The following is a 22,061-nucleotide window of genomic DNA, read 5'->3' on the forward strand; positions in this document are numbered from 1 at the left end:
CTCCATCATGTCCACCATCGCTTGCGATACACCCCGTTCCGCGCTGGACGAAACCGCGTGGCGCGCCGTTTGCAAGACGGCCGCCGAGCATGCCCAACGTGGTTGCGGCCTGTCCTGGGATCACTGGGTCACGCTTTTCAGCTCGGAGATCGACGCGCAAGCCAGTCGGTTGCCGCATGACCAGCGCACTCAAGCGCTGGAAATCGCGACCCGGGAATGGGACTACGCAACACCTGCCGAACGGCAGGAAACCCAGGACTGGAATGCGGAGCATGGCTACTGCTCGCATGGGATCGAGTTCGGCTACTGCCCGGCCGGTTGTGATCGCGACGATGACGACTGGGACTGAGGGCAAAGCATAGGTTCCTTCGCCGCACACGCGGCATTTCCATCACCCGCTGGGGGTTCTTCCCCACGGGGAGGCCTCCGGCTTTACTTCTTCAGGAGGCCTCTCATGGGCTGGTATTTCTCACCTCAATCGCGGTCTGAACTGATCGCGGAACTGATCGCACAGCAGGAGACCGAGCGCGCCAGCGTGAAGGTCATCGCCCACACGCTGCGCGGCAACGTCCTCTGGTCCGTCGCGGAAGTGACGGCCAAGGCCGAAGGCGTGCATCGTGATCTCGCACCGGGCCAGTCCCTGCGCTACATCCGCTGCGATCTTCTGGAACGCAGCGGCAACCAGTGGGGCTACAAGCCGCTGGACGAGTCCATGCACCCGTACTACTACTCGTGCCCGTTGAGCTACCTCGACATGGCGCCGGAGCAGTCCGCCGACTGGCGTGCAGGCGTTCGCGCCTACCACGCGCGGCGTCGCACCCCCACGGCATCCACGGCACCCGCCGCGGCGCTGTTGGCCTGAGTCAGGAGGAACCGACATGGACCCGATCCTGGCTGCGCTCCCCGCCTCGCTGTTGAAGCTCGTTGAAGGCAGTTTGTCCAACGACGAACTTTCCTCCGACGAAGAAATGCTGGGGTACTTCATCGACAACGGCCTCACCGAGGAGCAGGCACGGCAGGCACTGACCTACCGCGACCAGTACCTCAACAACATCTACCTGGACGGCTTCACGCCGATCACCGCGGTGGACGAGGCGCTTCACTTCAACCCGCACACCCGGCAGTTCGAGCCGGACTGAGCGATTTTCTTCCACCCCCCGGGGCAGTACTTGCCCCAGCGGGCGATGCTGTTCCCGTTCATCCGAGGACACCACCATGCCCACCAATACTTCTTCCACGCTGTACCGCATCGACGAATGCCCGGACGTGATGGCCGACGCCTGCGTCGGCGATGACCAGGGCAACCTGATCTTCCTGTCCATCTGGGCGCGCGACACCGCCGTCCAGCAGTTCCTCGCTCGCCTGACCCTCGGGCGCGACGAGCAGGGACTGGACCAGTTCCACGTCATCACCGACCAGGGCGGCAGCGTCCCGGTGTTCATCGGCAACGTCGATCGCCTGGAAAAGCGCATCACGCGCGCTTACCGGCGAACGCTGTTCGGATCGCTCTCCAACGTGTGGCTGTTCGACCGGCGCTGCGTCAAGCCCGACAAGGCCAACGCCAGCGCACTGGCACTGCTGCCACAGGGCAGCGCCCACCGGCTTGACCGCCTGTGGATGCTGGTGCGGGACACCTGCCCGTTGCCGCTGCTCGACCACTGGCGCGAGACCGTGCTGGAACTGCTGCAAACCCGCGAGATGCTGGCCCGCCTTCCGTTCGCCCTCGGGCCGTTGGAAGGCCATCGGCTCGCCATCGACGTGCCGGCGCTGACCCTGGCGCTGGGTTCCCTGATCCGCAGTGACGTGCTCACGGCCTATCCGTATCCGGCCAAGATCTGGACGCCGGAAGCGGTAGCGGCCTGACCCACCCACGGAGGCACGCCTTGGCGTGCTTCCGCCATTCATCCCCCGCCAACCAGGAGACTTCCATGGCCCTCATGTTCCCGCGGCTCGCCCGCAATTTCGCCAAGAACGGTTACTACCCAACCGACGAACCCACGCTCGAAAGAGCCCTCAACGCACTGATGCCCAGCGACGGGCCGATGTGCATCCTTGATCCCTGCGCCGGCGAAGGCGTGGCGATCGCCGAAGCCGCCCACGCCCTCGGGCGCGAGCAGGCCAAGGCGTTCGCGGTCGAGTTCGACGCGGAGCGGGCACGCCATGCCCGCGGCCTGGTCGATCACTGCCTACACGCGGACCTGATGGACACGATGGTCTCCAAGCAGTCCTTCGGGCTGCTCTGGCTGAATCCGCCGTATGGCGACCTGTCCAAGGACATCAACGGCAACATCGGCTATCAGGGCCAAGGCCGCGCCCGTCTCGAAAAGCTGTTCTATCAGCGCAGTCTGTCGTTGCTGCAATACGGCGGCGTGCTGGTCTTCATCGTCCCCGGCTACGTGCTCGACGCGGAGCTGGTCGGCTGGCTGACACGCCACTACACGGACCTGCGCATCTACCGAGCGGTGGAGACGCAGTTCAAGCAGGTGGTGATCTTCGGCCGTCGGGTGCGTCAGCGCGAGCTGGCGTCGGATTCGATTAAGGCCGTGCGCAATCTGCTGCTGCAGGTTGGGCTTGGCGAAGTCGAACCCGAGGAACTGCCGAGCGACTGGCCGTTCCTGCCGTACATCGTCCCCGCCAGTCCGGCCGAGCCGGAGCACTTCTTCCGCGTGACGATGGAGCCCGAACAGTTCACCGACGAGGTTGGCAGGCTGCAAGGTCTCTGGCCGTCTCTGGACACGCACCTAGGGGCCGCGCAGCAATCGCTGCGTCCACCGGCGCGGGCCTTGTCCCACTGGCATCTCGCCCTGGCTTTGGCCGCGGGTGCGATTTCCGGCGTCGTGCGCTCCCAGACCGGGCGCGTGCTCGTCGTCAAGGGTGACACCCACAAGGACAAGACGCTCCAGCGGGAATTCACCGAACGCGACGACGGCTCCATCGCCGAGACCCGCATCCTCACCGACAAGTTCGTGCCCGTCATCCGCGCGTGGGACATGACGCCTGGCTCCCCGACACGGGGCGAGGTGCTGACCATCCGCTAATCCCCCGGACGCCTGACGTCCTGCTGCACTTCATCGAAGGAGAAACACCATGCTCTCACGTCTGTTCCAGCGGCCCGCGCCGCACAAGCAACCCTTGTTCGCACCGGCCTCGTTGCAGTTGAGCGAAAAGGTGCACTGGCTGGCCCGCCGAGGTCTCATCGATCCCTTGTCCTATGTACAGCGCCACGTGCGCGGCGACTGGGGCGAGATCGACGAGGCCACCCGCCAGGCCAACGATGTCGCACTCGATCAGGACAACCTGATGATCTCCCAGTACCGCATCACGCCGGAGTTGGTGCTGATCGTGAAGACCAGCGAAGACCACCAGACCACGGTGGTCCAGCTTCCCGAAGAGCGCGACCTGATCTGAAGGCACCACCTCGTCATCCCATCCACCTGACGGAGCCACTTCACTCCGCCAGGGGTGTCGTGGCTCAATAACCTTTCAAGGAGGAGCCCATGGCATCACATCGCATCGAAACCTACTGCCAGAGGCTGGCGTTCCCCATCGGGGCGCTTATCTTCAGCAAAGGCATTGACCGCCTGGTCCGCTCGGGTCGCCTCGACCCGATCCCGTACTTCAGGCGCCACACCCGTGGTGACTGGGGCGACGTCAACGTCCAGCAATGGCAGGCCAACAGCACCGCACTTCAATCAGGTGCTTCGCTGGCATCGCACTACGTGATCCACCCGGGGCTGGCCATTCGCATCGTTACCGACGCGGAGCGCCGCGCCACCGTCATCGTTCTGCCGTCCGAGGACTGAGCACGGTTCACCCGCTGGCCATCCAGGCCAGCACCTTCAACCACCTTCGGCCACGCGCCGATTTACTTCCCACCACGGGGCATGCCACTGCCCCGCTGGGGGTGGTGCATGCCCCATTTTCTTTGGAGCATCACCATGTCCCTCGATCTCGAAACCAATGCCGCTGAAGCCGCGCCCGTACAGGGCGAACTGCTCGATGCGGAATCTTCCCCTCTGACCCTGAGCCTTCAGGATTTCGTCGGCGAGTTCGGCGACGAACTGCTCGACGCCCTCAACAGCGCTAATCCGCCGGTCTATACCGGCCAACCGCAGGCACATCGCCAGCTCATCGTCGCCAGCCTCAAGCGCAAGCTGTTCCAGGCCCAGGCCGAAGTCGTCCATGCCGCCGCCGAGCTGCTGATTGACCGTGGCGAACATGCCGCGATCGTCAATGGCGAAATGGGCTGCGGCAAGACGACCGTCGGCATCGCCACGGCCGCCGTGCTCAACGCCGAAGGCTACCGCCGCACCTTGGTTCTTTCGCCGCCGCACCTTGTTTACAAGTGGCGGCGCGAGATCCAGGAGACGGTAGCGGGCGCCAAAGTGTGGGTGCTTAACGGGCCGGATACGCTCGTCAAGCTCATCAAGCTGCGTGAGCAGTTGGGTGTGCAGCCCACGGGTCAGGAGTTCTTCGTCCTGGGCCGCGTGAGGATGCGGATGGGCTTCCACTGGAAGCCTGTCTTCACCCAGCGACGCACCCGCCACGGCGACGTCGCCGCATGCCCGGACTGCGGCACGGTCATCACCGACCTCGACGGCGAGCCGGTCAACCCGGTCGCGCTTGAAGCCGAGGAGTACCGCAGGAAGTGCAGCCATTGCGCCGCGCCCTTGTGGACGCTGATCCGCCCGCGCAGCCTGTCCGGCAGCGATCAGTCCTCGGCCGTCCTCAAAGCCTTGAAGCGCATCCCGACCATCGGGGAAATCACCGCGCAGAAGCTCATGAAGCGCTTCGGTGATGGTTTCCTTGCCTCGATGTTGGGGGACAACGTGCATGAGTTCATCAACCTCATGGACGGCAACGGCGAACTGGTCTTTTCCGACCGTCAGGCCACGCGCATGGAACGCGCGATGGCCAACATGGAGTTCGGCTTCGGCGAGGGCGGCTACCAACCGTCCGAGTTCATCAAGAGGTACCTGCCGCAAGGCACGTTCGACCTGCTCATCGCCGACGAGGCCCATGAGTACAAGAACGGCGGCAGTGCCCAAGGCCAGGCCATGGGCGTGCTGGCGGCGAAGGCTCGCAAGACCTTGCTGCTGACTGGCACGCTGATGGGCGGCTATGGGGACGACCTGTTCTATCTGCTGTTCCGAGCCCTGCCTGGGCGGATGATCGAAGACGGCTACCGCCCGACCACGAGCGGCAGCATGACCTCGGCTGCGATGGCGTTCATGCGCGATCACGGGGTCTTGAAGGACATCTACTCCGAGAGCACCGGCACGGCGCACAAGACGGCCAAGGGCACCAAGGTATCGGTGCGCACGGTCAAGGCTCCGGGCTTCGGCCCCAAGGGCGTCTTGCGCTGCATCCTGCCGTTCACGATCTTCCTCAAGCTCAAGGACATCGGCGGCAACGTCCTGCCGCCGTATGACGAGGAGTTCCGCGAAGTCGCGATGGACACGGCGCAAGCCGCGGCCTACCGCGATCTGGCGGGTCGGCTGACCGCGGAGCTGAAACAGGCTCTGGCGCGACGCGATACGACCTTGCTGGGTGTGGTCCTCAACGTGCTGCTGGCCTGGCCGGATTGCTGCTTCCGGTCGGAGACCGTGGTGCATCCGCGCACGCGCAACACCTTGGCGTTCGTCCCGGCTCAGTTCAACGAGTTCGAGGTGACACCGAAAGAGCGCGAGCTGATCGACATCTGCAAAGAGGAGAAGGCGCAAGGCCGCAAGGTTCTGGCCTACACGGTCTATACCGGCACGCGCGACACCACGTCGCGCCTGAAGGTGCTGCTGGAGCAGGAGGGCTTCAAGGTGGCGGTGCTGCGCGCGAGCGTGGACGCCAGCCGCCGCGAAGACTGGATCGCCGAGCAACTGGACCGTGGCATCGACGTGCTCATCACCAACCCCGAGCTGGTCAAGACGGGGCTGGATCTGTTGGAGTTCCCGACGATCGTGTTCATGCAGTCGGGCTACAACGTGTACTCGCTCCAGCAGGCGGCACGCCGCTCCTGGCGCATCGGGCAGAAGCACCCCGTGCGCGTGATCTATCTCGGCTACGCCGGTTCCTCGCAGATGACATGCCTCGAACTGATGGCCAAGAAGATCATGGTCTCGCAGTCCACCTCGGGCGATGTACCCGAATCGGGGCTGGATGTCCTGAACCAGGATGGTGATTCCGTCGAGGTCGCACTGGCCCGGCAACTGGTCGCCGCCTGATTCCCACGCCACAAGCCGGCCTAGCGCCGCCGGCATTTCTGTTGTTCCCACCTTGCAGCCACGCCCACGTTCTCCGTGGAGGTGGCTGCGCTTTTTTCATCCCAAGGAGATTTCCATGAATACCAACACCCAACCGTCCGAAGCCATCGACACCCAACGGAAGCTGGAAGCCGAGATTGCGGATTTCCTGCGACAGCGCATCGAAGATGGGAACCTCGATGCGGAGGACATCCCTGTGCGCCTGGCACGCTATGGTCTGATGGCCCCCGAGGCGTTCCTCGCCGAAATGCGTGAGCGCATGGGCATCGACGACGAGAAATAAGAGACCCATTTTCACAGGCCCCAACTTGGGGCCTTTCTTTGGTGAAGGCGCTGCCGGCAAATCGGGCGCTGTCTGGTTCGCATTGTTTGCTGCCGCTCGTAGCCCGAGCGGCGATGGTGAGGGCTCGATGTTTCAGGACGCCGAGCTATGTGCCCCTCTCCACCCTGGTTTCACCATCCCGAACGCCGCCTGCTGGCGGGATTTCTCGGCCTGCTTTGGTCGGTGCTGGCCGGTGGCTGCGCGACGACGACTGCGCCGGTCGCGCCCGACACCATCGAGGAAGTCTCGGCCGCGCCCGAACCCGAAGCGCCCGAGTACATCCCGGTCGTGCGCTACGCCCGCTACACGCTGGTCGAACTGGCCCCTACAGCGGCGCAGCGCGACCTGCTGTTGCAGACCATCGACGTGTCGATGCCCGAGGATGCCCGCGCCACGGTCGGCGATGGGCTGCGGCATGTGCTCAAGCGCAGCGGCTACAGCCTGTGCCAAACGGCGCATGCCGTGATCGAGCTGTATAAGCTGCCACTCCCGGCGGCGCACCTGCATCTCGGTCCCATGACCTTGCGCGATGCGCTGCTCACCCTGGCTGGTCCGGCCTGGGAACTGCACGCGGATGACCGCGCACGACAGATTTGCTTCGAGCGGCCCGGCGACAGCGTGGCCGCCGAACCCATGCCCGAACCGACCGCCGCCGATGCGGTGCAGACCTTCCCGCTGATGCCTTCCACTCCAGGAGGCCAGCCATGAACGCTCCGCAATCTTCGCGTCGCCCGACCGCCGCCGTGGTGGTGCAAAGCCTGCTCTGGCTCTGGCTGCTCGGTCTAAGCGTCATCGTGGCCCTCGGCTACCAGGCGATGAGCGACCAGGCCGACCAGGAACGGCTCGATTCCCGTCTGCAACGCCTCGAAGCGCAGGCGGTGGCCCTGGCCGAGGCCATCGAGACCATCCAGCAGCGTCCGGCCGTCGCAACGGCGGCGGACCTCAAAGACACCCGCCAAATCCTGGAAGCACGCGCTTCCCAGGTTGAGAAAACACTAAGCGGCTACGCAGCCGCCGACGACCTTCAGGCGCTGCGCGCGGAGATCGAGCAGATCAAGACGCGCCAGACCGCCGCGCGTGCAGCAGCCCCCGTCCAGCCGCGCACATCGAGCAAGCCCGCAGCCAAGTCTGAACCGCCGCCATTGCCGTTCCGCATCGTCGGCGCCGAACTGCGCGCAGGCCAGCGCAGCGTGTCCGTCGCGCCGAGCAGTGGGGACTTCACGCCCGACCAGCTTCAGGTGCTGCTGCCCGGTGATGCGGTCGGCCCATGGCGCTTGCAGGCAATCGATGGCAGCGCCGCGGTGTTCCAAGCCGGCGACCAGACCCGTCGCGTGGCGATTCCCTGATCGGAGCACACCACATGAAGCCGTCGATCATCCTTTCCGCACTCCTACTGGCTTCAGTCCAGTGGCCCGCGTGGGCGCAGCAGTCAGCCACGGCTCCCGCCCGCAATGCGCAGAGCCAGGAGCGCCCGCTGGCCGCCCGCGTCCTGGACGACCGAGTAGCAAGCAACTGGGGCCTCCAACCCCAGGAATGGGTGCGTTACCGCGAGCTGATGGATGGGCCGCTGGGCATCTACTCGCCCAACCTGGACCCGCTGTCTGCCCTAGGCATCGAGGCACGCACCGACGAAGAACGGCGGCGCTATGCAGAGCTGCAGGTGCAAATCGAGGCACGCCGCGTCGAGAAGTTGCTCGCCTACCAACGCGCCTACGACGAAGCCTGGCAGCGCCTGAACCCCGGCATGCAGCGCGTGAACCTGCCCGACGACGGGCCGGGCGCCGGCACCGCGCGCGGCAGCGGCCGAATGGCGGTGTTCGTCAAGGACGGCTGCGCGGCCTGTGGGCAGCTCGTGCAGCGCCTGCAATCCTCGGGTGCCGAGTTCGACCTGTATATGGTGGGCAGCCGCCAGGACGATGCACGCATCCGCGACTGGGCCAAGCGCGCGCAGATCGACCCGGCGCGCGTGCGCAGCGGCAGCATTACCCTCAACCACGACGGCGGCCGCTGGCTGTCGCTGGGCCTGCCCGGTGACTTGCCCGCGGCTGTGCGCGAGGTGAACGGCCAATGGCAGCGTCAACCGTAGCGACCTCCGTCTCGCAGCTCTTGCGCGCACTGCTGCTTGCTACCGGCCTGTGCGCCTGCGCCGTCCATGCCCAGGAGGTTCCACCACCGGCCTACCAGCTCGCCGCACAGCGGGCGGGCATCCCCTCGACCGTACTCTACGCCGTGGCCTTGCAGGAGAGCGGTGTTCGGCGCAACGGGCGCATCGTCCCGTGGCCGTGGTCCCTCAATGTCGCCGGCCAGTCGCGCCGCTTCGCCACGCGCGCCGACGCCTGCTCGGGCTTGCAACAGGCAATGCGCGCCACGCCCCACACGCGCATCGATGCAGGCCTGGGCCAGATCAACCTCGGTTACCACAAGCACCGCTTCACCAGCGCGTGCGACCTGCTGGACCCTTATCGCAACCTCGCCATCGCCGCTGAGATCCTGAAGGAGCAGCACACGTCCGGCGAAGACTGGCTGTTGGCGATCGGCCGCTACCACCGTCCTGCGGGCGGCGAGCCCGCCGCCCGCTACCGGCGCAGCGTGTCGCGCCATCTCGCGCGTGTGCAGGGCGCACGCCCAAACGCCGCGGTGCTCGCCACGCGCCAGGAGACTTCCCCATGACGAAATCCCATCTGGCCCTGCGGGGCCTGCTTGTGCTGCTGGCGGGTCTGCCGCTGGCATCGCGTGCCGGCGATCCGCTGATCGTGGTCGAAGATCGCGGTGGCACGTCGGCGCTGCCGTACTACGAGGCCCTCAACCTCCAGCCGCGCGCCGATGTCCCGGCCCGGCCGCCCATTCCGACGCCACAGGTTCCCGCCACACCCGCGGACGAGGCAGCGATGCTGCCGGTGCGCAGCGCCAAACTCACGCCTGGCACCGTCGCGCGGCGCGTGATCGAAGCGCCCGGCCTGCGGCCGTTCGTGGTCATCGGCGACGACGACGCCTCCCGGGCCTGGTTGCAGCGCCGCGGCATTGCTTTGCGCGAACGCGGCGCGGTCGGCTTGGTGGTCAATGTCGAGACCGCGCAGGGCCTGGCACGGCTGCGTGCCCTGGTGCCGGGCGTGCCGCTCGCGCCCGTAGCCGGAGACGACCTGGCCGATCGCCTGGGCCTGCGGCACTACCCGGCGCTGATCACGGCCACCGGCATCGAGCAATGAAGCCATGTCGGGGAAACAGCCGATCGAGGTTCTGCTACGCCCAGCGGTGGAGCTATACACCGTCGCAGCGTGTGCAGGCGCCGCGTTTCTGTCCCTGGTGGCCCCGTGGTCGCTCGCGCTGAGCCCTGCCATGGGCGTCGGCAGCGCCCTGGCGTTCGGCGCCTACGGCGCGATCCGCTACCGCGACGCTCGCGTCATCCTGCGTTACAGGCGCAACATCCGCCGCCTGCCGCGCTACGTGATGACAAGCAAGGATGTGCCCGTCAGCCAGCAGCGGCTTTTCATCGGGCGCGGATTCCTGTGGGAGCAGAAGCACACCCATAGGCTCATGCAGACATACCGGCCGGAGTTTCGCCGCTACGCGGAGCCGACACCGGCCTATCGCCTGGCGCGTCGGCTGGAGGAACGGCTGGAATTCGCGCCGTTCCCGCTGTCCCGGCTCTCCGCTCTCACGGGCTGGGACGTTCCTTTCAACCCTGTGCGCCCGCTGCCACCTGTAGGTGGCCTGCCGCGGCTGCATGGCATCGAACCCGACGAGGTGGACGTCAGCCTGCCGCTGGGTGAGCGCGTCGGACATTCGCTGGTGCTGGGCACGACGCGCGTGGGCAAGACGCGGCTGGCCGAGCTGTTTGTGACTCAGGACATCCGTCGCAAGAACGCTGCCGGCGAGCACGAGGTCGTGATCGTTATCGATCCCAAGGGCGACGCGGATCTCCTGAAGCGGATGTACGTCGAAGCCCAGCGCACAGGCCGTGAAGGCGAGTTCTACATCTTCCATCTCGGTTGGCCGGAAATCAGCGCCCGCTACAACGCGGTAGGACGCTTCGGTCGCATCTCGGAAGTCGCCACCCGTATCGCAGGGCAACTCTCCGGTGAAGGCAACAGCGCGGCCTTCCGGGAGTTCGCGTGGCGCTTCGTCAACATCATTGCCCGCGCTTTGGTGGAACTGGGGCAGCGCCCGGACTACATGCTGATCCAGCGGCACGTCATCAACATCGACGCACTGTTTATCGAGTACGCCCAGCACTACTTCGCCAAGACCGAGCCCAAGGCCTGGGAGGTGATCGTCCAGATCGAGGCCAAGCTCAACGAGAAGAACATCCCGCGCAACATGATCGGGCGCGAGAAGCGCGTGGTCGCGCTGGAGCAGTACCTCTCCCAGGCGCGCAACTACGACCCGGTGCTCGACGGCCTGCGCTCGGCAGTTCGGTACGACAAGACCTACTTCGACAAGATCGTCGCATCGTTGCTGCCGCTGCTGGAAAAGCTCACCAGCGGCAAGATCGCCCAACTCCTGGCCCCGAACTACTCCGACCTGACCGACCCGCGCCCGATCTTCGATTGGATGCAAGTCATCAGGAAGCGCGCCATCGTCTATGTGGGACTGGACGCGCTGTCCGACGCCGAGGTTGCCGCAGCGGTCGGCAACTCCATGTTCTCCGACCTGGTTTCGGTCGCGGGTCATATCTACAAGCACGGGATCGACGATGGCCTGCCTGACGCTTCGGCTGGCGCGCGCGTGCCGATCAACGTCCATGCGGATGAATTCAATGAACTCATGGGTGACGAATTCGTGCCGCTTATCAACAAAGGCGGCGGCGCCGGGCTGCAAGTCACCGCGTACACGCAGACCCTCTCGGACATCGAGGCCCGTATCGGCAACCGCGCGAAAGCTGGCCAGGTGATCGGCAACTTCAACAACCTGTTCATGCTGCGCGTGCGCGAGACGGCCACCGCCGAACTGCTGACGCGGCAGTTGCCGAAGGTCGAGGTCTATACCACCACCATCGTCTCAGGGGCGACCGACAGCTCGGACATCCGTGGCGCGACGGATTTCACGTCGAACACCCAGGACCGCATCAGCATGTCCAGCGTGCCGATGATCGAGCCATCGCACGTAGTCGGCCTGCCAAAAGGCCAGTGCTTCGCGCTGCTGCAAGGCGGCCAGCTTTGGAAGGTTCGCATGCCGCTGCCGACACCAGACCCGGATGAAGTGATGCCGGCGGATCTGCAGCAACTGGCCGGATACATGCGCCAGAGCTACAGCGAGGCCACGCAGTGGTGGGATTTCACTAGCTCCCCTGCCTTGCAGGATGCGGCCTTGCCCGATGACCTGCTGGACGATGCTGCTCCAGCCGAGCCTGCTGCGGTGGCCACCGACACCGACCACAGTACCGACGAGGCCGCGCCATGAAGGACGCCGCCTCGACCGCGCAGCGGGAGCAGAACCAGCGCCAGGGTCTGATCGTCGGCACCATCACCTTGCCATTTCGCCTGCTCGGGGTATTGATTGGCTCGCTGCTGTTCTCGATCGTGGTGGAGTGCGTCGGCATGCACCTGTTCTGGAAGGATCAGGGCTGGCGCCATTCCCAGCAGATGTTGCAGTACGAGCTTGGGCACCTGTCCAGCCACTTCACGCGCAGCGTGGTCGTGCAGGAGCCAGGGCGCACGGCGCACGAGTTGGTGGATACAGGCTACGAATGGGTGTTCGTTCGCTCGGGGCTGCTGGCGCGCATGAGCCAGACCGCCGAGCGCGTCCGCGCGCCCAGCCACGAGCAGACGCGCAACTTCCGCTACTACATCAGCCAAGTCTATGTCTGGGCCGAGAGCTACCTCATCGCCGCAGCCTTCACGACGCTGACCTTCCTGGTGCGCCTGCTGGTCCTGGTGCTCACGTTGCCACTGATCTTCACGGCCGCTTTCGTCGGTCTGATTGACGGTCTGGTGCGACGCGACGTGCGCAGGTTCGGCGCGGGCCGCGAATCCGGGTTCATCTACCACCGTGCGAAAGCCAGCCTCATGCCGCTGGCCGTGCTGCCGTGGATCACGTACCTGGCGCTGCCGATCTCGGTGCATCCATTGCTGATCCTGTTGCCGAGCGCCGCCTTGCTGGGACTGGCCGTGAGCCTGACTGCGGGCAGCTTCAAGAAGTACCTCTAGCAGATCAATCCGGTCATCTGCAGGTTCCTATTGTTTGCGGCCTGAAACAGCCCCGATCTCCACGATCGAGCCATTGCTGATCACACAGGAATGGCGCGATGTTGGCTCCGATCTGGCTGCGCGCCGCGCTTCGCGGCGTGCCCACTTTTCTCGTGACGGCCCTTGTACTGGGTCAGTCCTCGATGGCGTTGGCCGAGTCCCCGGCGCAGCGTCAGGAGTTGGTCGCAGCGCTGCGCCAGCTCGACGCGCTGGAGCGCACCGTCGCCGACAGCGCTACGCATGCCCCCATCCAGCCGGGCGAGCGCTACCACTTCGATTACCCGAGGCTGCTGGCTGACCTGGCGCGCGTGCGCGCCGGCATCCAGGCCCATCTCACACCGTCGCGCGCCCAGCCGCGCGACGCCTCCGAACTGATCGGCGACTACCGCACGGAGCGGATCGTCCCGCCATCACCGCCGACGACCACGGAGGGCAAGCCATGAACGGCGCCCAGGTCTCGGCATTTCAAGCCAACAGCGGCATCGCGCCTTCAGCGATGGCGACCGTCCTGGTCGGCGTCGTGTTCGCGGTCCTGCTCGTCTGGGGCGTCTGGGCCATGCGAACGGCCTACGTGGGGTGGTCCGAAAGCCGCCTCAACCAGCGCCAGTTCCTCGGCGTCTGCATCCGATTCGTCGCGATGTACCTCGTCCTGACTTTCTTCCTCCTCTCCTGACCTGAAAGGCATGACCATGCAAAACCGCATCCTCACTTCCCGTCTTGCCCAGCGCGCCACCGTGGCCCTGGGCACCGCAGCGCTGCCCGCGCTGTCGTTCGCGCAGGGTCTGCCGCAGTTGGAGAACCCGACCCGCGGCACAGGCAACGGCATCATGGAAACGATCCGCAACTACGGCTACGACATCATCATGCTCGTGGCTCTGCTGGTGGTGGCGTCCATGTTCATCGGCGTGTGCTACCACGCCTACGGGACCTACGCGGAAATCCACACAGGCCACAAGACGTGGGGCCAGTTCGGCCTCACGGTCGCCATCGGCGCCGTCCTGCTCGTGATCGGCATCTGGCTGCTCACCGAAGCCACCGGCATCCTGTAAGCGAGGCCGGTATGTCCGAGCAGCAGCACGTCCGTGCGGACGGGACGGTCACGTTCCTTCCGCACCGGCTCAATCGACATCCCGTTGTGGTGCGCGGTCTCACCGCCGACGAGCTGTGGATCTGCTGCGGCCTGTCCGGCGCCGCCGGTCTGCTGGTCGGCGCACCGCTGTCGTGGGTGTTCCGCACGATCGCGCTAGCACCCACGTTCGTCGTCCTGGGCGTGGCCTTCGGCGTGTTCATCGGCGGCGGCATTCTTCGCCGCCTCAAGCGCGGGCGTCCCGACACCTGGCTGTATCGGCAACTGCAATGGCGCATTGCCACACGCCATCCGCTGATGGCGGGCTGGGTAGGCGGCCATGTGCTGATCTCGCGCTCCGGCTTCTGGACCACCCGAAGGAGCGCACGATGAGCCGCTTCAAGAACGAGATCACCCACCTGCAGGCGCACATCAAGACGCTTCGCCTGGGTGCTGGCGCCCTGATCATCGTCGCCCTGGTCATGGGTGGCGGCTGGTGGAGCGCTCCCCGCGATCTGACCATCCACGTTCCGCCTGACCTGCGCTCCGGCAGTACCAGGAAGTGGTGGGAAGTGCCGCCCGAATCGGTCTATGCGTTCACGTTCTACGTGTTCCAGACGCTCAACCGCTGGCCGACGAATGGCGAAGAGGACTACGCGCGCAACCTCCACACGCTCTCGCCGTACCTCACCCCATCCTGCCAGGCCTTCCTGCGCGCGGACTACGACTACCGCCGCAGCACGGGCGAGTTGCGCCAGCGCGTGCGCGGCATCTACGAAATCCCCGGCCGCGGCTACGGCGACGACCCCACGGCCCGCGTACGCGTGGTTTCCGACCGCGACTGGGTAGTGACGCTGGACATCACCGCCGACGAGTACTACGGCGCCGAGCAAGTCAAGCGCGCTCTGGTGCGCTATCCCGTGAAGGTCACGCGGGTGGACGTCGATCCTGCCCGCAACCCGTTCGGCCTGGCGCTCGACTGCTATGAGGGCGCGCCCCAGCGCATCAGCACGCCGGAGCCGACGCGCCCGGCGTCTGGTGGCCTGTCTCCGCAAGCGCCCCAAGGAGAAACCCCATGAAGCATCCTGTACTCACGCTGCTGGGGCTGTTGGCCGTGGCCGCGGCTCCTGCTGTCCAGGCGGTGGAGATCCTGCGCTGGGAACGTATGCCGTTGGCGGTGCCGCTGAAGGTCGGCCACGAGCGCATCGTGTTCATCGACCGCAACGTCCGCGTGGGCGTACCTGCGGGCGTCGGCGAGCGCCTACGGGTGCAGAGCGCGGGCGGCGCGGTGTACCTGCGTGCTAGCGAGCCGATCGAGCCCACGCGGCTGCAATTGCAGGACGCCGACACGGGCGCGCTGATCCTGCTGGACATTGCGGCGGAGCCAGCCAAGGACGGCGAAGCCGAGCTGGAACCAGTGCGCATCGTCGAGGGCAACAGCACCCCGGCGCGCTATGGCGATCAGCCCGGCGATGACAACGAAGCTCCGGCGCGCGCCCAGGACCAGGCCGGCGCGCGAGCGGCGCGACGCGAGACCCCGGTGTCGGTTGTCCTGACGCGCTTCGCCGCACAGAACCTCTACGCGCCGCTACGCACCGTGGAGCCGCTGCCGAGCGTCATGCGGGTGAACCTGCGCAGTGGCCTCGACCTCGGCACGCTGATGCCGACGCTGCCCGTGCGCGCGGTCGCGCTCGCGTCATGGCGTCTGGAAGACCAGTGGGTGACCGCCGTGCGCCTGACCAACAGCAGCAGCGGCTGGATCACCCTGGACCCGCGCGTGCTGCAAGGCGATTTCCTCACCGCCACCTTCCAACACGAGGCGCTTGGCCCGCGCGGGACGCCCGAGGACACGACCGTCCTGTACCTGGTGACGCGCGGGCGTGGCCTTGCGCAATCGCTGCTACCAGCGGTCAACCGCTTCGACCCGGCCGTGCATCTCCCGCAACCGGAAGCCGGTTCCCAGGATGGCACCGACCGCAAGGAGGTCCGCCATGCGCAGTAATGGACTCCTGAAGTGGCTGATGATCCCGGTTGCCGTGCTGGTGCTGTTCGTCGCCATCCGGCTGTTCTCGGGAGGCAGCACTTCGGCACCACCGACCGCGGATGCCGGCGCCAAGCTCACGCCAGCGGAAATGAAGGCGCTGGGCATCGAGGGCGATACCCCGCGCGACACCGTGGCGACGCTCGTTGCCCAAGTGAAGCAGTTGCGCACCGAGCTTCAGACCGCGCTCTCGGACAACAAATCCCAGCGCGAAGAAAACCAGCGACTGCGCCAGCGCGAGAACTCCATTGACCAGCGCATCAATTCGGCCCTCGACTCCGAGCGCACCAACCTGCGTCGCGACCAAGAGCAGGCAGCCAGCGCGCGCCAGCAGACCGAAGGACTGCTGGCCGACCTGCAACGGCGCCTGGACAGTATCGGCGGACGTGGCGGCGGCCATGCCGACCTGCCGGTGGGTCTGGGGCTGCGTGACGGCGACGAGGCCGGCATGGAAGGCGGCGTGCGCTGGGTCGAACCCGACGATGCGAGGAAAGCCGAGGGGCGCAACAGCAGTCGTGGCACGGGTAGCGGCATGAGCTTCCCGACGAGCTTCGGCCCCGCGCAGAGCACGTTGGAAACCACGGCCGAAACCGTGGCGAACGCGGGCGCACGCGCCGCAGGCGTGAAGAGCGCCAAGGCGGTCTATACCGTACCGACCAATTCGACACTGATGGGGTCGGTGGCGATGACGGCGCTGATCGGCCGCGTGCCGATCGACGGAACCGTCAACGATCCGTACCCCTTCAAGGTGTTGGTCGGACAGGACAACCTGACCGCCAATGGCATCGACATTCCCGACGTGGCCGGTGCCGTGTTCAGCGGCACCGCATCGGGCGACTGGACGCTCTCGTGCGTGCGCGGCCAGGTACGCAGCATCACCTTCGTCTTCCACGACGGCACGATCCGCACCATCCCCGAAGACCGCGACGGCAACCAGCAAAACAACCAGCAGCAGAACTCTCAAAGTGGAGGCCTGGGCTGGATCAGCGACCCATACGGCATTCCCTGCGTCAGCGGGGAGCGGCGCAGCAACGCCCAGCAGTACCTTGGCTCGCAAGCCCTGATTACCGCCGCCGGTGCCGGCGTCGCCTCGCTGATCGACAGCGACAGCGGCCAGATGTCCTACGTCGGCGCCGACGGCTCCATCGGCAGCGTCGGTATCTCGGGCAATGAAGCCGTGGGCCGCATCCTGGCCGGTGGCGTGCGCGACATGGCCGACTGGGTGAACAAGCTGTACGGCCAGGCGTTCGCCGCTGTCTATGTCCAGCCCGGCGCGAAGGTCGCCGTCCACCTCGAAAAGCCGCTCGCCATCGACTTCGATCCCGAAGGCCGCAAGGTCGATCACCGCGCAGGAGAAAGCCATGCTCTCGAACTTGAATAAGGCCCTGGCGCTGGCCCTCGCCGTCGCGGTGCTCGGCGGCTGTGCCACCAGCAAGGAAAAGCTGCTCCCCCACGGCGACAGCACGATGATGGACATCTGGCAGCAGAACGCCGGTGACGGGGGTGGTGGCGCCGGCCAGGTGGCGCGCAGGCAATTGCTCGATGCACGCCAGAGCCTGCGCCGGCCGCTGACCGAGGCCGACGTGGAGGCCGCGCCCACCGAGCAGATGCGCTACACGCGCACGGCGCGCAACGAGGTCTATCGCCAGTTCCACCGCCTGCCGAACCCCGATCTTGTCATGTATGTGTACCCGCACCTGGCGGGCACCGATCCCGTGCCGGTTCCGGGCTACACGACGGTCTTTCCCCTGTACCAGCGAGTGCAGTACGCCATGCCGGGCGAGCGCGTGGAGGACTACTGATGCGCTGGAAACTCCCCTGGCCGAAGCTGGCTGCATCCGATGGTGGCAATGACGAGCAGCCGGACGGCTGGCAGCGCCACGTCGAGGCGTTGCGCCAGGCCGGCATTGCCGAACCCGGAGCGACGGTCCAGGGCCGCAGGCCGGCGACCGTGGCGGACGAGCAGGCGATGTACGACGTTGCGCAGTCATTCGCGGAGCTGCTGCCGTGGGTGGAGTTCCTGCCGCCGTCGAAGTCCATGCTGCTGGAGGACGGGCAATCGGTCGCGGCCTTCTACGAACTGGTCCCGCTAGGCACCGAAGGTCGGGAGCCGGGCTGGCTCGCTCATGCCCGCGATGCGCTCGAAAACGCGCTCCAGGACTCGTTCGATGAGCTGGATGAGAACCCGTGGGTGCTCCAGCTCTATGCACAGGACGAGCCCAGCTTCGACCAGTACATGCAGACGCTACGCGACTACGTGCAGCCGCGCGCCCGCAGCACGGCCTTCACCGAGTTCTACCTCCGCTTCTTTGGCCACCACCTGCGCGCGGTGGCCAAGCCCGGCGGACTGTTCGAGGATACGGTGGTCACGCGGTTGCGCTGGCGCGGCCAGACGCGGCGCGTGCGCATGGTGGTCTATCGCCGGGCCGCCGGGCAGGCGAACCGCCGCGGCCAGACACCCGAGCAAATGCTGAACATCGTCTGCGATCGCCTCTGCGGCGGCTTGGCGAACGCCGGCATCCAGGCCCGGCGCATGGTCGCGGCCGATGTTCACGACTGGCTGCTGCGTTGGTTCAACCCACGCCCCACGATGCTCGGGCCCGGCGCAGAGGAGCGAGAGCGCTTCTATGCGCTGGCCCGCTATCCCGACGAGGTGGAGGAAGGTGAAATCGAGCTGGCGAGTGGTCGGGACTTCAGTCAACGGCTATTCTTCGGTCAGCCTCGCTCCGATGCCGAGCACGGCACCTGGTACTTCGACGGTATGCCGCATCGCGTACTGGTCACCGACCGGCTACGCATGCCGCCCGGTACGGGGCACCTGACCGGCGAAACCCGCAAGGGGGACGCTATCAACACGCTTTTCGATCAGATGCCCGAAGACACTACGATGTGTCTGACCATGGTGGCGACGCCCCAGGACATCCTCGAATCGCACCTGAATCACCTGGCGAAGAAGGCTGTCGGCGAAACACTGGCATCGGAACAAACGCTCAAGGATGTGCAGGAGGCACGCTCGCTCATCGGCAGCGCGCACAAGCTCTACCGCGGCACGCTGGCCTTCTATCTGCGCGGACGCGATGAAGCCGAACTTGACAGGCGCGGTCTGGACCTCGCCAACGTGATGCTCAACGCGGGGTTGCAGCCTGTGCGCGAGGACGATGAAGTCGCGCCGCTCAACAGCTACCTGCGCTGGCTACCGTGCTGCTACAACCCTGCGCAAGATCGACGGAACTGGTTCACCCAACTGATGTTCGCCCAGCATGTGGCGAATCTCTCGCCGGCGTGGGGTCGCAGCCAGGGTACGGGTCATCCGGGCAACACGTTCTTCAACCGCGGCGGCGGGCCGATCACGTTTGATCCACTGAACCGCTTGGACAGGCAGATGAACGCCCATCTGTTCCTGTTCGGCCCCACCGGCTCGGGCAAGAGCGCAACGCTCAACAACCTCTTGAACCAGGTCACGGCCATCTACCGGCCGCGGCTGTTCATCGTGGAGGCCGGCAACAGCTTCGGCTTGTTCAGCGACTTCGCAAAGCGCCTGGGTCTGACCGTGAACCGGGTCAAGCTGGCTCCTGGCTCGGGCATCAGCCTAGCGCCGTTCGCCGACGCTCGCCGGCTGATCGAAACGCCCGGCAACGTGCAGACGCTGGATGCCGATGCACTGGATGAAGAATTGCCAGCCGATTCCTCGGTCATGGAGGAGGACGAGCAGCGCGACGTGCTGGGTGAACTGGAGATCACGGCACGGCTGATGATCACAGGCGGCGAGGACAAGGAAGAAGCCCGGATGACGCGGGCCGATCGCTCGCTGATCCGCCAGTGCATCCTCGATGCCGCCGAGCACTGCGTGGCCGAGAAACGCACGGTGCTCACGCGCGACGTGCGCAACGCGCTGCGCACGCGCGGCCAGGACCCGACGCTGCCCGAGATGCGGCGCGTGCGGCTGCTGGAGATGGCGGACGCGATGGACATGTTCTGCCAAGGCACGGACGGCGAGATGTTCGATCGCGATGGCACGCCGTGGCCCGAGGCCGACATCACGCTGGTGGATCTCGCGACCTATGCCCGGGAGGGCTACAACGCGCAGCTCTCCATCGCCTACATCAGCCTGATCAGCACGGTGAACAACATCGCCGAGCGCGACCAGTACCTGGGCCGTCCGATCATCAATGTGACCGACGAAGGCCACATCATCACGAAGAACCCGCTGCTTGCGCCCTACGTTGTAAAAATTACAAAAATGTGGCGCAAGCTAGGGGCCTGGTTCTGGCTGGCTACACAAAATATCGACGATCTGCCGCGTGCCGCGGAGCCCATGCTCAACATGATTGAGTGGTGGATCTGCCTGTCGATGCCGCCCGATGAGGTCGAGAAGATTGCACGCTTCCGCGAACTCTCGCCCGCGCAGAAAGCGCTGATGCTCTCGGCGCGCAAAGAAGCGGGCAAGTTCACCGAGGGCGTCATCCTTTCCAAGAGCATGGAAGTGCTGTTCCGCGCCGTGCCGCCCAGCCTGTACTTGGCGTTGGCGCAGACCGAACCCGAAGAGAAGGCCGAGCGCTACCAGCTCATGCAGCACTACGGCTGCACCGAACTGGAAGCGGCCTTCAAGGTGGCCGAGAAGATCGACCAGGCGCGCGGCATCGAGTCGCCGGCCTTGGAACTGTCGTAAGACGGAGAACGCCATGGAACAGAAACGTCCTTCCATTCCGATGCAGGTCCAGGCGTTCCGCCGCCGCAACGGGCGACCCCGCTGGCCTTGGGCATTGGCTGCTGTGCTGGTCGCGCTGCTGCTGATCTGGCTTGTGTCGAGGTCGCCCGGCGAATCCCCGCCGCAGCCGCCCACGCCGGTCAGCATGGCACCGGTGGCCGGGCCGCCCTGGCTAATGGGCAACCCCAAAGGCCGTTTCACGCTGACGCTCTATGCCGACCTGGAGTGCCCGTTCTGCCGGGAATATTTCCCGCAGCTCAAGCGGTGGATCGGCAACAACACCGACGTGGCGCTGCAATGGCACCACCAGCCGCTGGCCGAGCACGAGCCGGCCGCGTCAGCCGAGGCACGCCTAGTGGAATGCGCTGCCGAAGCAGGTGGGCATGTCGCGTTCTGGCAGGCGATCGAATGGGTCTATGCCCACACGCGCAGCGACGGCCAGGGCTTGCCCGATGGCTTGCGCTACCCCGAATCGACGCCAGCCGTCGAGCAGTGCATGGCAAGCGAAAGGCCCAGTGCGGCTATCCGCGCCCAGGCTGCGGAAGCCACCAAGAGCGGCGTAACCGCCACGCCGTCGCTGCGCCTGCTCGATCGCCAAACGGGCCAGGCCATCCTGCTGCAGGGGCCGATCGAGGGCGATGCCTTGCTGTCAGCCATGGACATGCTGGCGGCTGACGGTCCGACCAGCACACCCACATCCGAAATGCCTGCCGACGTCGTCGGCGACATGCCCAGGTAGCCCCGGTCTTCAAGGCTACGGCGCAGTCCTCTGCGCTGACCGCGACTCGTTCGCCTTGCATCCTGGCCGCGAACGGTCACCCCAATCGCGGTGATGGATGCATCTTTTCATTCTCATCCCCAGGAGGGCTTGCCCTCGGGGGCGCGCGCCCTCCGATCTCACCGTCTGGAGGTTCGCCATGTCTTTCGCCATCAATGACTCCTGTGTGGAGTCGCTTTCCGCCGTAGCTGCCCAACACGAAGACTGGATCATCCAGCAGGCCATCGTGCTGCTGGAAAAACGGATCTTCAAAGCTGGACCATGCCTCAGCCGGCCGGCCGCCGTGCGGGACTATCTGCGCGTGAAACTGGTCGCTGAACCCAACGAGATATTTGCCGCTGTGTTCCTGGATAGCATGCACCAGGTGCTGGCCTACGAGCCATTGTTCAGGGGCACGATCAACTCGACTTCTGTTTATCCACGTGTCGTCGTACAGCGTGTGCTGGAGTTGAACGCCGCCGCGGTGATCTTCGCGCACCAGCACCCCTCGGGCATCTCCGAGCCGTCGAGCGCGGATCGTGTGCTGACCCAGCAACTGCAGGCCGCGCTGGCGCTCATCGATGTACGGGTACTGGATCACATCATCGTAGGCCAAGGTTCCCCGTTCTCCTTTGCGGAGTCAGGCCTGCTGTAACGGTCGCATTGCTTCATTGATCCTCGCGGAGGCTTCGGCCTCCGTTTTTTTATGGCGCGGGACAAGCAGG

27 protein-coding genes are annotated in these 22,061 nt (G+C 65.8%); all 27 read left to right on the forward strand.

Annotated elements, in window-relative coordinates:
* Positions 1–7: 7 nt before the first annotated feature.
* The 27 genes from PuT2_RS11650 to radC all read left to right on the forward strand — a co-directional run bounded on the left by PuT2_RS11650 (position 8) and on the right by radC (position 21,991).
* Positions 8–349, forward strand: coding sequence for a hypothetical protein (locus PuT2_RS11650; RefSeq protein ID WP_033972400.1), 342 nt, complete (start codon positions 8–10; stop codon positions 347–349).
* 105 nt (positions 350–454) lie between these two features.
* Positions 455–862: a hypothetical protein gene (locus PuT2_RS11655; protein ID WP_033972362.1), complete on the forward strand. Its 408-nt coding sequence runs from the start codon at positions 455–457 to the stop codon at positions 860–862.
* Positions 863–878: 16 nt separating this feature from the next.
* On the forward strand, positions 879–1,139 hold the full coding sequence (locus PuT2_RS11660; protein WP_033972363.1) for a hypothetical protein: 261 nt from the start codon (positions 879–881) through the stop codon (positions 1,137–1,139).
* 76 nt (positions 1,140–1,215) lie between these two features.
* Positions 1,216–1,863 (forward strand): hypothetical protein, encoded by a 648-nt coding sequence (locus PuT2_RS11665; protein ID WP_033972364.1) that lies wholly within the window; start codon positions 1,216–1,218, stop codon positions 1,861–1,863.
* On the forward strand, positions 1,860–3,038 hold the full coding sequence (locus tag PuT2_RS11670) for a DUF6094 domain-containing protein (protein WP_371039864.1): 1,179 nt from the start codon (positions 1,860–1,862) through the stop codon (positions 3,036–3,038). The genes PuT2_RS11665 and PuT2_RS11670 overlap by 4 nt, the downstream gene beginning before the upstream one ends.
* A 49-nt stretch (positions 3,039–3,087) precedes the next feature.
* Positions 3,088–3,408, forward strand: coding sequence for a hypothetical protein (locus tag PuT2_RS11675; protein WP_033972366.1), 321 nt, complete (start codon positions 3,088–3,090; stop codon positions 3,406–3,408).
* Positions 3,409–3,497: 89 nt separating this feature from the next.
* The gene (locus PuT2_RS11680; RefSeq protein WP_009459685.1) at positions 3,498–3,803 is read left to right on the forward strand and encodes a hypothetical protein; all 306 of its coding nucleotides are present in this window, start codon (positions 3,498–3,500) and stop codon (positions 3,801–3,803) included.
* A 135-nt stretch (positions 3,804–3,938) separates the two neighbouring features.
* The gene (locus PuT2_RS11685; protein ID WP_033972367.1) at positions 3,939–6,218 is read left to right on the forward strand and encodes a helicase-related protein; all 2,280 of its coding nucleotides are present in this window, start codon (positions 3,939–3,941) and stop codon (positions 6,216–6,218) included.
* 115 nt (positions 6,219–6,333) lie between these two features.
* Positions 6,334–6,540: a hypothetical protein gene (locus PuT2_RS11690; protein ID WP_009459683.1), complete on the forward strand. Its 207-nt coding sequence runs from the start codon at positions 6,334–6,336 to the stop codon at positions 6,538–6,540.
* Positions 6,541–6,687: 147 nt separating this feature from the next.
* Positions 6,688–7,287 (forward strand): PilL N-terminal domain-containing protein, encoded by a 600-nt coding sequence (locus tag PuT2_RS11695; protein WP_029886381.1) that lies wholly within the window; start codon positions 6,688–6,690, stop codon positions 7,285–7,287.
* Positions 7,284–7,925, forward strand: a complete 642-nt coding sequence (locus tag PuT2_RS11700) for a hypothetical protein (protein ID WP_029886382.1) — start codon at positions 7,284–7,286, stop codon at positions 7,923–7,925. Before PuT2_RS11695 ends, PuT2_RS11700 begins: the two co-directional genes overlap by 4 nt.
* A gap of 14 nt (positions 7,926–7,939) precedes the next feature.
* Positions 7,940–8,665 (forward strand): TIGR03759 family integrating conjugative element protein, encoded by a 726-nt coding sequence (locus PuT2_RS11705; protein WP_009459680.1) that lies wholly within the window; start codon positions 7,940–7,942, stop codon positions 8,663–8,665.
* Positions 8,647–9,249 (forward strand): transglycosylase SLT domain-containing protein, encoded by a 603-nt coding sequence (locus PuT2_RS11710; RefSeq protein WP_029886383.1) that lies wholly within the window; start codon positions 8,647–8,649, stop codon positions 9,247–9,249. Before PuT2_RS11705 ends, PuT2_RS11710 begins: the two co-directional genes overlap by 19 nt.
* Positions 9,246–9,785 carry an integrating conjugative element protein gene (locus PuT2_RS11715; protein WP_029886384.1) on the forward strand — a complete coding sequence of 180 codons (540 nt, stop codon included), beginning with the start codon at positions 9,246–9,248 and terminating at the stop codon, positions 9,783–9,785. The genes PuT2_RS11710 and PuT2_RS11715 overlap by 4 nt, the downstream gene beginning before the upstream one ends.
* Before the next feature lie 4 nt (positions 9,786–9,789).
* Positions 9,790–11,979, forward strand: coding sequence for a type IV conjugative transfer system coupling protein TraD (gene traD, locus PuT2_RS11720; protein ID WP_033972370.1), 2,190 nt, complete (start codon positions 9,790–9,792; stop codon positions 11,977–11,979).
* Positions 11,976–12,725 (forward strand): TIGR03747 family integrating conjugative element membrane protein, encoded by a 750-nt coding sequence (locus PuT2_RS11725; protein WP_033972371.1) that lies wholly within the window; start codon positions 11,976–11,978, stop codon positions 12,723–12,725. Before traD ends, PuT2_RS11725 begins: the two co-directional genes overlap by 4 nt.
* Before the next feature lie 98 nt (positions 12,726–12,823).
* On the forward strand, positions 12,824–13,207 hold the full coding sequence (locus PuT2_RS11730; protein WP_093971212.1) for an RAQPRD family integrative conjugative element protein: 384 nt from the start codon (positions 12,824–12,826) through the stop codon (positions 13,205–13,207).
* Positions 13,204–13,437, forward strand: a complete 234-nt coding sequence (locus PuT2_RS11735) for a TIGR03758 family integrating conjugative element protein (RefSeq protein ID WP_009459672.1) — start codon at positions 13,204–13,206, stop codon at positions 13,435–13,437. The genes PuT2_RS11730 and PuT2_RS11735 overlap by 4 nt, the downstream gene beginning before the upstream one ends.
* Before the next feature lie 16 nt (positions 13,438–13,453).
* Positions 13,454–13,813 (forward strand): TIGR03745 family integrating conjugative element membrane protein, encoded by a 360-nt coding sequence (locus tag PuT2_RS11740; protein WP_093971213.1) that lies wholly within the window; start codon positions 13,454–13,456, stop codon positions 13,811–13,813.
* A gap of 11 nt (positions 13,814–13,824) precedes the next feature.
* On the forward strand, positions 13,825–14,223 hold the full coding sequence (locus tag PuT2_RS11745; RefSeq protein ID WP_009459668.1) for a TIGR03750 family conjugal transfer protein: 399 nt from the start codon (positions 13,825–13,827) through the stop codon (positions 14,221–14,223).
* On the forward strand, positions 14,220–14,909 hold the full coding sequence (locus tag PuT2_RS11750) for a PFL_4703 family integrating conjugative element protein (protein ID WP_009459666.1): 690 nt from the start codon (positions 14,220–14,222) through the stop codon (positions 14,907–14,909). The genes PuT2_RS11745 and PuT2_RS11750 overlap by 4 nt, the downstream gene beginning before the upstream one ends.
* Positions 14,906–15,832, forward strand: a complete 927-nt coding sequence (locus PuT2_RS11755; protein ID WP_033972374.1) for a TIGR03749 family integrating conjugative element protein — start codon at positions 14,906–14,908, stop codon at positions 15,830–15,832. Before PuT2_RS11750 ends, PuT2_RS11755 begins: the two co-directional genes overlap by 4 nt.
* On the forward strand, positions 15,822–17,252 hold the full coding sequence (locus tag PuT2_RS11760) for a TIGR03752 family integrating conjugative element protein (protein WP_023464783.1): 1,431 nt from the start codon (positions 15,822–15,824) through the stop codon (positions 17,250–17,252). Before PuT2_RS11755 ends, PuT2_RS11760 begins: the two co-directional genes overlap by 11 nt.
* Positions 17,233–17,673 carry a TIGR03751 family conjugal transfer lipoprotein gene (locus PuT2_RS11765; protein WP_029885961.1) on the forward strand — a complete coding sequence of 147 codons (441 nt, stop codon included), beginning with the start codon at positions 17,233–17,235 and terminating at the stop codon, positions 17,671–17,673. Before PuT2_RS11760 ends, PuT2_RS11765 begins: the two co-directional genes overlap by 20 nt.
* Positions 17,673–20,540 carry a conjugative transfer ATPase gene (locus PuT2_RS11770; RefSeq protein WP_029885962.1) on the forward strand — a complete coding sequence of 956 codons (2,868 nt, stop codon included), beginning with the start codon at positions 17,673–17,675 and terminating at the stop codon, positions 20,538–20,540. Before PuT2_RS11765 ends, PuT2_RS11770 begins: the two co-directional genes overlap by 1 nt.
* Positions 20,541–20,553: 13 nt before the next feature.
* Entirely contained in the window at positions 20,554–21,318 is a 765-nt protein-coding gene (locus PuT2_RS11775; RefSeq protein ID WP_029885963.1) for a DsbA family protein, read from the forward strand.
* A 178-nt stretch (positions 21,319–21,496) separates the two neighbouring features.
* Positions 21,497–21,991 (forward strand): DNA repair protein RadC, encoded by a 495-nt coding sequence (gene radC / locus PuT2_RS11780; RefSeq protein WP_024007868.1) that lies wholly within the window; start codon positions 21,497–21,499, stop codon positions 21,989–21,991.
* Positions 21,992–22,061 lie beyond the last annotated feature (70 nt).

Source organism: Pusillimonas sp. T2, from assembly GCF_002236805.1.
In the GTDB taxonomy this organism is placed as follows: Bacteria; Pseudomonadota; Gammaproteobacteria; order Burkholderiales; family Burkholderiaceae_B; genus Neopusillimonas.

Bases quoted from the DNA above. Each gene is read 5' to 3' on its own strand.
- PuT2_RS11650 (WP_033972400.1), top strand. From the start codon at position 8: ATGTCCACCATCGCTTGCGATACACCCCGTTCCGCGCTGGACGAAACC.
- PuT2_RS11655 (WP_033972362.1), top strand. From the start codon at position 455: ATGGGCTGGTATTTCTCACCTCAATCGCGGTCTGAACTGATCGCGGAA.
- PuT2_RS11660 (WP_033972363.1), top strand. From the start codon at position 879: ATGGACCCGATCCTGGCTGCGCTCCCCGCCTCGCTGTTGAAGCTCGTT.
- PuT2_RS11665 (WP_033972364.1), top strand. From the start codon at position 1,216: ATGCCCACCAATACTTCTTCCACGCTGTACCGCATCGACGAATGCCCG.
- PuT2_RS11675 (WP_033972366.1), top strand. From the start codon at position 3,088: ATGCTCTCACGTCTGTTCCAGCGGCCCGCGCCGCACAAGCAACCCTTG.
- PuT2_RS11680 (WP_009459685.1), top strand. From the start codon at position 3,498: ATGGCATCACATCGCATCGAAACCTACTGCCAGAGGCTGGCGTTCCCC.
- PuT2_RS11685 (WP_033972367.1), top strand. From the start codon at position 3,939: ATGTCCCTCGATCTCGAAACCAATGCCGCTGAAGCCGCGCCCGTACAG.
- PuT2_RS11690 (WP_009459683.1), top strand. From the start codon at position 6,334: ATGAATACCAACACCCAACCGTCCGAAGCCATCGACACCCAACGGAAG.
- PuT2_RS11695 (WP_029886381.1), top strand. From the start codon at position 6,688: ATGTGCCCCTCTCCACCCTGGTTTCACCATCCCGAACGCCGCCTGCTG.
- PuT2_RS11700 (WP_029886382.1), top strand. From the start codon at position 7,284: ATGAACGCTCCGCAATCTTCGCGTCGCCCGACCGCCGCCGTGGTGGTG.
- PuT2_RS11705 (WP_009459680.1), top strand. From the start codon at position 7,940: ATGAAGCCGTCGATCATCCTTTCCGCACTCCTACTGGCTTCAGTCCAG.
- PuT2_RS11710 (WP_029886383.1), top strand. From the start codon at position 8,647: ATGGCAGCGTCAACCGTAGCGACCTCCGTCTCGCAGCTCTTGCGCGCA.
- PuT2_RS11715 (WP_029886384.1), top strand. From the start codon at position 9,246: ATGACGAAATCCCATCTGGCCCTGCGGGGCCTGCTTGTGCTGCTGGCG.
- traD (WP_033972370.1), top strand. From the start codon at position 9,790: ATGTCGGGGAAACAGCCGATCGAGGTTCTGCTACGCCCAGCGGTGGAG.
- PuT2_RS11725 (WP_033972371.1), top strand. From the start codon at position 11,976: ATGAAGGACGCCGCCTCGACCGCGCAGCGGGAGCAGAACCAGCGCCAG.
- PuT2_RS11730 (WP_093971212.1), top strand. From the start codon at position 12,824: ATGTTGGCTCCGATCTGGCTGCGCGCCGCGCTTCGCGGCGTGCCCACT.
- PuT2_RS11735 (WP_009459672.1), top strand. From the start codon at position 13,204: ATGAACGGCGCCCAGGTCTCGGCATTTCAAGCCAACAGCGGCATCGCG.
- PuT2_RS11740 (WP_093971213.1), top strand. From the start codon at position 13,454: ATGCAAAACCGCATCCTCACTTCCCGTCTTGCCCAGCGCGCCACCGTG.
- PuT2_RS11745 (WP_009459668.1), top strand. From the start codon at position 13,825: ATGTCCGAGCAGCAGCACGTCCGTGCGGACGGGACGGTCACGTTCCTT.
- PuT2_RS11750 (WP_009459666.1), top strand. From the start codon at position 14,220: ATGAGCCGCTTCAAGAACGAGATCACCCACCTGCAGGCGCACATCAAG.
- PuT2_RS11755 (WP_033972374.1), top strand. From the start codon at position 14,906: ATGAAGCATCCTGTACTCACGCTGCTGGGGCTGTTGGCCGTGGCCGCG.
- PuT2_RS11760 (WP_023464783.1), top strand. From the start codon at position 15,822: ATGCGCAGTAATGGACTCCTGAAGTGGCTGATGATCCCGGTTGCCGTG.
- PuT2_RS11765 (WP_029885961.1), top strand. From the start codon at position 17,233: ATGCTCTCGAACTTGAATAAGGCCCTGGCGCTGGCCCTCGCCGTCGCG.
- PuT2_RS11770 (WP_029885962.1), top strand. From the start codon at position 17,673: ATGCGCTGGAAACTCCCCTGGCCGAAGCTGGCTGCATCCGATGGTGGC.
- PuT2_RS11775 (WP_029885963.1), top strand. From the start codon at position 20,554: ATGGAACAGAAACGTCCTTCCATTCCGATGCAGGTCCAGGCGTTCCGC.
- radC (WP_024007868.1), top strand. From the start codon at position 21,497: ATGTCTTTCGCCATCAATGACTCCTGTGTGGAGTCGCTTTCCGCCGTA.